Source organism: Streptomyces sp. NPDC014894 (assembly GCF_043080985.1).
In the GTDB taxonomy this organism is placed as follows: domain Bacteria; phylum Actinomycetota; class Actinomycetes; order Streptomycetales; family Streptomycetaceae; genus Streptomyces.
On the sequence record NZ_JBIBWD010000013.1, the window covers coordinates 220241 to 227002 of the forward strand.

Here is a 6762-nt window from a genome sequence, read left to right on the forward strand (position 1 = left end):
AGTGACATGACGGAAATTCTTGTGCAGGAAGCCGCGGGCGCGGCCATATTCACCGGCGACCGGGTGATCGACCACCCGGCCTGGCCCAGGCTCAAGAATGCCGTCGAAGAGATCAGGCCATGGCAGTCCAAGGACGGCTCCATCGACTTCGACGCCGAGGGAGCCCCCGCCCGCGCCGCCGCCGAGGAGGCCCTCGCCCGGGTCGCGGACGCCGTCGGGGAGCTGTCCCCGCTGCTGCCGCACGACGCCGCCTACCACCGCGCCCTCGTCGCCGATCTGCGCGCCTGGGCCGACGGAGCCTTCGGCGTCCCCGACTTCCTGGACTCGCTGCTCGCCTTCCAGCCGGCCGCCTCCCGCGCCGACGGGCTCCAGCACCTCGTCGTCTTCCCCATGTACACCCAGAACGGCAATCCGGACCGCAATCTGGAAGCCGTCGTCCTGCGCATGGTCTGGCCCGACTGGCTCGCCGAGCTGGAGCGCACGCGCTACGACAACCCGCTCTTCTGCGGGATCACCTTCGAGGACTTCACCTCGGGGTACGACACCAACTCCGCGGTCCTCTTCCCGGAGACCATCGCCGTCCGCGAGGCCCCCGAGCGCTTCAGCTGGGGCGGTATCTTCTGCGACCGCGAGGCCGCCCGCTTCCGCGCCGTGACCACCGCCGCCGTGGACGTCCTCGGGGTCGAGCTGCCCCGGGACATCCAGGAGATGGTCGGCGACCAGGAGCGCTGCCAGGAGGCCTTCGTCCTCTGGGACATGATCCACGACCGCACCCACAGCCACGGCGACCTGCCCTTCGATCCCTTCATGATCAAGCAGCGCCAGCCGTTCTGGATGTACGGCCTCGAAGAGCTGCGCTGCGACCTCACCGCCTTCAAGGAGGCCGTGAAGCTGGAGGCCGACGGCGTCGCCCAGGGCCGTGACGTGCAGTACGCCGTCCTCTTCGACCGGATGTTCCGCTTCCCCGTCACCGGCGAGCGTGTGCGCAACTACGACGGACTCGGCGGCCAGCTCCTCTTCGCCTACCTCCACAGGCACGACGTCCTGCGCTGGACGGACAACACCCTCAAGATCGACTGGGAGCGCGCACCCCGGGTCACCAACCAGCTCTGCGCCGAGATCGAGAAGCTCTACCGCGACGGCATCGACCGGCCCAAGCTCGTCCACTGGTTCGCCGCGTATGACCTGGTCTCCGGCTATCTCGCGCCCCACCCCGGCTCCCGCTGGGCCAAGGGTCCCGACGCCCTGGACCTGACCCAGCCGCCCCGCAAACTCGTGGACGACGTGCTTCCGGACGAATTTCCGCTCAGCATGTTCTATGAGGCGCTTTCCAAGAAGCTGAAGAAGGTGATCGCCTCGACGAAGGGGATCACCGCCGCAGGCCCGGCGGCCGGCGCGAGCACGTCCGAGGCCGCCGCGTGAGCACGGAAACCGAGGAGGCGACGACCATGGAGAACTCAGGCGGTCCGCTGGAGGGGGCCGTGGTCGCGGTCGCCGGAGCTGCGGGACCCGCTGGGCGGGCGACCCTGCTGCGGCTGGCCGAGGCCGGAGCCACCGTCGTGGCCGCCGACGCCGACGCCGAGCGACTGGCCTCGGCGGTCGACGCCGCCCGCTACGCGCACGGCGGAGCCACCGTCACCGGGGACACCGTCGATCTGCTGGATCCGGCCGCCACCCGATCGTGGGCGGAGAAGACCGAGAAGGAGTTCGGCCGGATCGACGGACTGGTCCATCTCGTCGGCGGCTGGCGCGGCAGCCCCTCCTTCGCCGCCACCGACCTGGCCGACTGGGACCTGCTGGAGCGGCTGCTCATCCGTACCGTCCAGCACACCTCCCTCGCCTTCCACGACGGGCTGCTCCGCAGCGACCGCGGACGCTATCTGCTGATCAGCGCCGCCGGCGCGGGCGCGCCCACCGCGGGCAACGCCGCCTACGCCGCCTCCAAGGCCGCCGCCGAGGCCTGGACGCTGGCGCTCGCCGACGCCTTCCGCAAGGCGGGGGGCGACGACGGGCCGAAGGCCGCCGCCGCCATCCTGGTGGTCAAGGCCCTGGTGCACGACGCCATGCGCGCCGAGCGCCCGAACGCCAAGTTCGCGGGCTTCACCGACGTCGCCGACCTGGCCGACTCCATCGCCGGCGTCTGGGACCGGCCCGCCGAGGAAGTGAACGGACAGCGCCTGTGGCTGACGCCCCGACCGTGAAGACCGCGACCACGGCGGCCCGCCGCCACCACGACCCGTCCGTACGCGGATTCGCCAGCGACAACTACGCGGGCGCGCACCCGGAGATCCTCGCGGCCGTCGCCCTCGCCAACGGCGGCCACCAGGTCGCCTACGGCGAGGACCAGTACACCGAGCACCTCCAGCGGGTGATGCACAGCCACTTCGGCCCCACCGCCGAGGCGTTCCCCGTCTTCAACGGCACCGGGGCCAACGTCACCGCCCTCCAGGCCCTCACCGACCGCTGGGGCGCGGTGATCTGCGCCGAGAGCGCCCACATCAACGTGGACGAGGGCGGCGCCCCCGAGCGGATGGGCGGGCTGAAGCTGCTCACCGTGCCGACCCCGGACGGCAAGCTCACCCCCGAGCTGATCGACCGGCAGGCATGGGGCTGGGACGACGAGCACCGGGCGATGCCCCAGGTCGTCTCGATCACCCAGAACACCGAGCTGGGCACGGTCTACACCCCGGCCGAGATCCGGGCGATCGTGGAGCACTCCCACGAGCGCGGGATGAAGGTCCATCTCGACGGCGCGCGGATATCCAACGCGGCGGCTTCGCTCGACGTCCCGATGCGGACCTTCACCAACGCCGTCGGCGTCGACGTGCTCACCTTCGGCGGCACCAAGAACGGCATGCTCTTCGGCGAGGCCGTCGTGGTGCTCAACCCCGACGCCGTCAGCCACATGAAGCATCTGCGCAAGCTGTCGATGCAGCTCGCGTCCAAGATGCGCTTCGTCTCGGTCCAGCTGGAGGCCCTGCTCGCCCGCGACCTCTGGCTGCGCAACGCCCGGCACTCCAACGCCATGGCCCGCCGGCTCGCCGACGGGGTGGGGCAGGTCGACGGGGTCGAGATCCTCCACCCCGTCCAGGCCAACGCGGTCTTCGCCCGGCTCCCGCACGATGTCTCCGTGCGGCTCCAGAAGCGCTTCCGCTTCTACTTCTGGGACGAGACCGCCGGCGACGTCCGCTGGATGTGCTCCTTCGACACCACCGAGGACGACGTGGACTCGTTCGTCCAGGCGCTGAAGGAAGAGATGGCGCGCTGACCCGCTCCCCGGCGGATCACGCTGCATGAATATACGGCCGACCGGAAAACGATTGACTCCGGCCGGCCGTTCTTCCTAGGGTCGCGGGCATGGAACTCCGCCCGCAGACCCCGGACCTCTCGGCCTACCTCGCCGCCGACGAGGCCGTCGACCACGAACACCCGCTGGTGCGCGAGACCGCCGCCCGCCTCCGGAGCGGGACCGGCGACGTCCACGCGTACGCCCGGGCCGCCTTCGAGTTCGTCCGCGACACCATTCCGCACTCCCACGACGCCGGCGACCCGCGCGTCACCTGGCGCGCCTCCGACGTACTGCGGCTGCGGACAGGCATCTGCTACGCCAAGGCCCACGCCCTGGCCGCCCTGCTGCGCGCCGAGGGCGTCCCGACCGCGCTCTGCTACCAGAATCTGGGCGTGATCCACGGGCTGATCGCCCTGCGGCTGCCCGGGAGCGAGCGCTGGCACCGCCAGGACCCCAGGGGCAACAAGCCCGGCGTCGACGCGCGGTTCTCCCTCGACGAGGAGCGGCTGGCCTTCCCCGTACGGCCTGAGTTCAATGAAGTGGACTACCCGGTATTGTATGCGGCACCGCATCCCGTGGTGCTCCGCGCCCTCCAGAGCGCGACCGACCGGGAGACCCTCTGGCCGCATCTCCCCACCGAACTGTGAGGCACTCCGGCATGGCGCTCACGCTCACCGTCTCCGACGAGGTCAGGGCCCTCGCGCCCGGCTTCGTCCATCTCGCCGTCGAGGCGCACGGGCTGGTCAACGGGCCCAGCGGCGAGGCGGGATCCGCCCTGCTCGACGACGCCGCCCGCAGGCTCGCGGCCCGGCTCGGCGGACGCGCCCCGCACGAGGATCCGCACATGGCCGCCTGGCGCGAGGTCTACACCGCCTTCGGCTCCAAGCCGTCGCGCACCCGCAACTCCGCCGAGGCGCTGGCCAGAAGGGCGCTCGCCGACGGCGGACTGCCCCGGATCAATGCCCTGGTCGACCTCTACAACGCGATCAGCGTGGCCCACCTCCTCCCCGTCGGCGGCGAGGACCTCGACCTCGTACGGGGCGGGATGCGGCTGCTGCGCGCCACCGGCGAGGAGCCGTTCGTCACCGCGGCCGGGGGCGAGGAGGCGGTGGAGCACCCCGACGCGGGGGAGGTCGTCTGGTGCGACGACGAGGGCGTCACCTGCCGCCGCTGGAACTGGCGGCAGGGCCCGCGCACCCGCCTCACCGAGGAGACGGTGAACGCGGTCTTCCTGCTGGAGGCGCTCGCGCCCATGACGGCGGACGCCCTGGAGGCGGCCGGCGCGGAACTCGCCGAGTCCCTGGAGAAGCTGAGCCCCGGGGCGCGCGTCACCCTGCACCCGCCCCGGTGACGGCACGGGCCCCCCGCTCCGGCACACACCGGGGCGGGGGGCCCGTCAGGACTGTCGGAGGCCGTCAGAGCGCTCCGCGGACCTCGGCGGCCGTCGGGGCGGTCCCCCCGAGGTGCGCCGGCACCCACCAGGTGTCCGAAGCGTCCTTGGGGCGTACGGGGTAGGCCCGCTGGGCCGACTCGAGCAGCTCCTCCACCCGCTCGCGCAGCCGCCGGGTGATCGCCCCCGCGTACTGGTCGACCGGGGCCTCGACCGGCTCGCCCACCCGGATCGTCACCGGGATGTGGCTCCGCTTGAAGTTCCGCGGCCGCCCCTTGGTCCACAGCCGCTGGGTCCCCCACAGCGCCATCGGGATCAGCGGCACGCCGGCCTCCTGCGCCAGCCGGGCCGCGCCGGACTTGAACGACTTCAGGGTGAACGACTCCGAGATGGTCGCCTCGGGGAAGACTCCGACGATCTCTCCGGCGCGCAGCGCGTCGAGGGCGTGCTGATAGGCCGCCTCGCCCTGCTTGCGGTCCACCGGGATGTGCTTCATTCCGCGCATCAGCGGTCCGGAGACCTTGTGGCGGAAGACCGCGTCCTTCGCCATGAAGCGCACCAGGCGCTTCTGGGGGAGGGCGGTGAGACCGGCGAAGATGAAGTCCAGATAGCTGATGTGGTTGCTGACCAGCACAGCACCGCCGGAGCGCGGGATGTTCTCCGACCCCTGAGTGTCGATCTTCAGGTCCAGCGCCTTGAACAGCGTGAGAGCGGCGCCGACGACCGGCCGATAGACGAACTCTGCCATCTGGGGAGGACCCTTCTGTCGTGCCCGGGGAGGGTTCGCCCGGTGTAAGTTACGCAGCCGTAGGTTTTCGGCACTGGGGCAGATCGTGCCCCATGTGCGCCGCTCTGACCAGTCCTGGCGGCTCCGGCGGGCGAGATTCTCGTCACGTCGTACATTTTCAGCCGTTCGTGGTGGCGGTCGCCGCTTGACTGTATCTGCCACCTATCGACAGTCTGACGGTGTGTCCGACCCACTCCCCCTTCCCGCTCAGCGGCCCTCCACGGCGGTCCCGTCCGGGCCCGGCACTCCGCTTCCGGGCTCCGCCGACCTCCTCCGCTCGGTCTTCCGGCGGCACGCGGCCGGCGTCGCGGTGATCACCGCGGGAGGTGAGAGGCCCGCCGGTTTCACCGCCACCTCGCTCGCCTCCGTCTCCGCCGACCCTCCGGCGATCTCCTTCGGCGTCGCCTCGGGCTCCTTCAGTGGGCGGGCCGTCGCCCGGGCCGCCCATGTGGGCGTGCACATCCTCGGCGAGCACCAGGAGGAGCTGGCCGCCCTCTTCGCGCGCGGCGGCGCCGACCGGTTCGCGCCGCCGACGCGCTGGAGCGCCGGCCCCGAGGGCGTCCCGGTGCTCGACGGCGTCCAGGGGTGGCTGGTCTGCCGGGTGATCTCCCGGACCCCGGTCGGCGGCCACTGTCTCGTCGTCGCCCGCGCCGTCGCCGGACGGGTCGCGTCCGACGGTCGTCCGCTCCTCTATCACCAGGGCCGCTTCAACGCGTTGAGGGACTGAGAAGTGCCGGTCCGAACCGGTCGCGCGGGGTTGGCCAGGTCACAGTTCCAAGCGCTTGCTCAGGGGGTAGGTTAGAGACGTACTCGCGAGTAATATTTCGTTCGGAGCGTCGGCCGCCCCGACCGGAAAACCCGCCTCGGGGCACCTATGCTGCCTCGCAAGGCAGGCCCCAGGCCCTGGGCGCGGGGACTCCACGGAGATGACCACTGCTAGGAGGAGAGCCGGCGTGAGCTTGAGGATCGTTGTCTGTGTGAAGTATGTGCCCGACGCGACGGGGGACCGGCACTTCGCCGAGGATCTGACGGTGGACCGTGATGATGTGGACGGTCTGTTGTCGGAGTTGGACGATTACGCGGTGGAGCAGGCGTTGCGGATCGCGGAGGCGTCGGGTGATGCCGAGGTGACGGTGGTGACGATGGGTCCGGAGGATGCGCGGGAGGCGGTGGCGAAGGGTCTGCGGATGGGTGCGGACAGGGGGGTGCATGTGGAGGACGACGCGTTGCACGGTACGGATGTGATGGGGACGTCGCTGGTGCTGGCGAGGGCGGTGGAGAAGGCCGGTTTCGATC

The 6762-nt window shown here is 71.2% G+C and carries 8 protein-coding genes; 7 read left to right on the forward strand and 1 reads right to left on the reverse strand.

Features of this window, described 5'->3' with window-relative positions; translation table 11 throughout:
• Positions 1-6: 6 nt before the first annotated feature.
• The 5 genes from ACF089_RS28470 (at position 7) to ACF089_RS28490 (ending at position 4640) form a co-directional block, all read left to right on the forward strand.
• Positions 7-1422: a DUF6421 family protein gene (locus ACF089_RS28470; protein ID WP_392032419.1), complete on the forward strand. Its 1416-nt coding sequence runs from the start codon at positions 7-9 to the stop codon at positions 1420-1422.
• A 26-nt stretch (positions 1423-1448) separates the two neighbouring features.
• Positions 1449-2201 carry an SDR family NAD(P)-dependent oxidoreductase gene (locus tag ACF089_RS28475; protein ID WP_392032451.1) on the forward strand — a complete coding sequence of 251 codons (753 nt, stop codon included), beginning with the start codon at positions 1449-1451 and terminating at the stop codon, positions 2199-2201.
• Entirely contained in the window at positions 2180-3268 is a 1089-nt protein-coding gene (locus tag ACF089_RS28480) for a threonine aldolase family protein (protein ID WP_392032422.1), read from the forward strand. Before ACF089_RS28475 ends, ACF089_RS28480 begins: the two co-directional genes overlap by 22 nt.
• An 89-nt stretch (positions 3269-3357) precedes the next feature.
• Positions 3358-3936: a transglutaminase domain-containing protein gene (locus tag ACF089_RS28485; RefSeq protein WP_392032425.1), complete on the forward strand. Its 579-nt coding sequence runs from the start codon at positions 3358-3360 to the stop codon at positions 3934-3936.
• Positions 3937-3947: 11 nt separating this feature from the next.
• Complete coding sequence (locus ACF089_RS28490; protein ID WP_392032427.1) at positions 3948-4640, forward strand: B3/4 domain-containing protein; 693 nt, start codon at positions 3948-3950, stop codon at positions 4638-4640.
• A gap of 64 nt (positions 4641-4704) precedes the next feature.
• Here the strand turns inward: ACF089_RS28490 and ACF089_RS28495 are convergent, their stop codons facing one another.
• Positions 4705-5427, reverse strand: a complete 723-nt coding sequence (locus ACF089_RS28495) for a lysophospholipid acyltransferase family protein (RefSeq protein WP_392032430.1) — start codon at positions 5425-5427, stop codon at positions 4705-4707.
• A 220-nt stretch (positions 5428-5647) separates the two neighbouring features.
• On the opposite strand from ACF089_RS28495, the gene ACF089_RS28500 reads away from it, so the two are divergent.
• Positions 5648-6193, forward strand: coding sequence for a flavin reductase family protein (locus ACF089_RS28500; protein WP_392032432.1), 546 nt, complete (start codon positions 5648-5650; stop codon positions 6191-6193).
• 226 nt (positions 6194-6419) lie between these two features.
• Positions 6420-6762 (forward strand): electron transfer flavoprotein subunit beta/FixA family protein (locus ACF089_RS28505; RefSeq protein WP_392032434.1); only part of this gene is annotated, 343 nt, incomplete at its 3' end.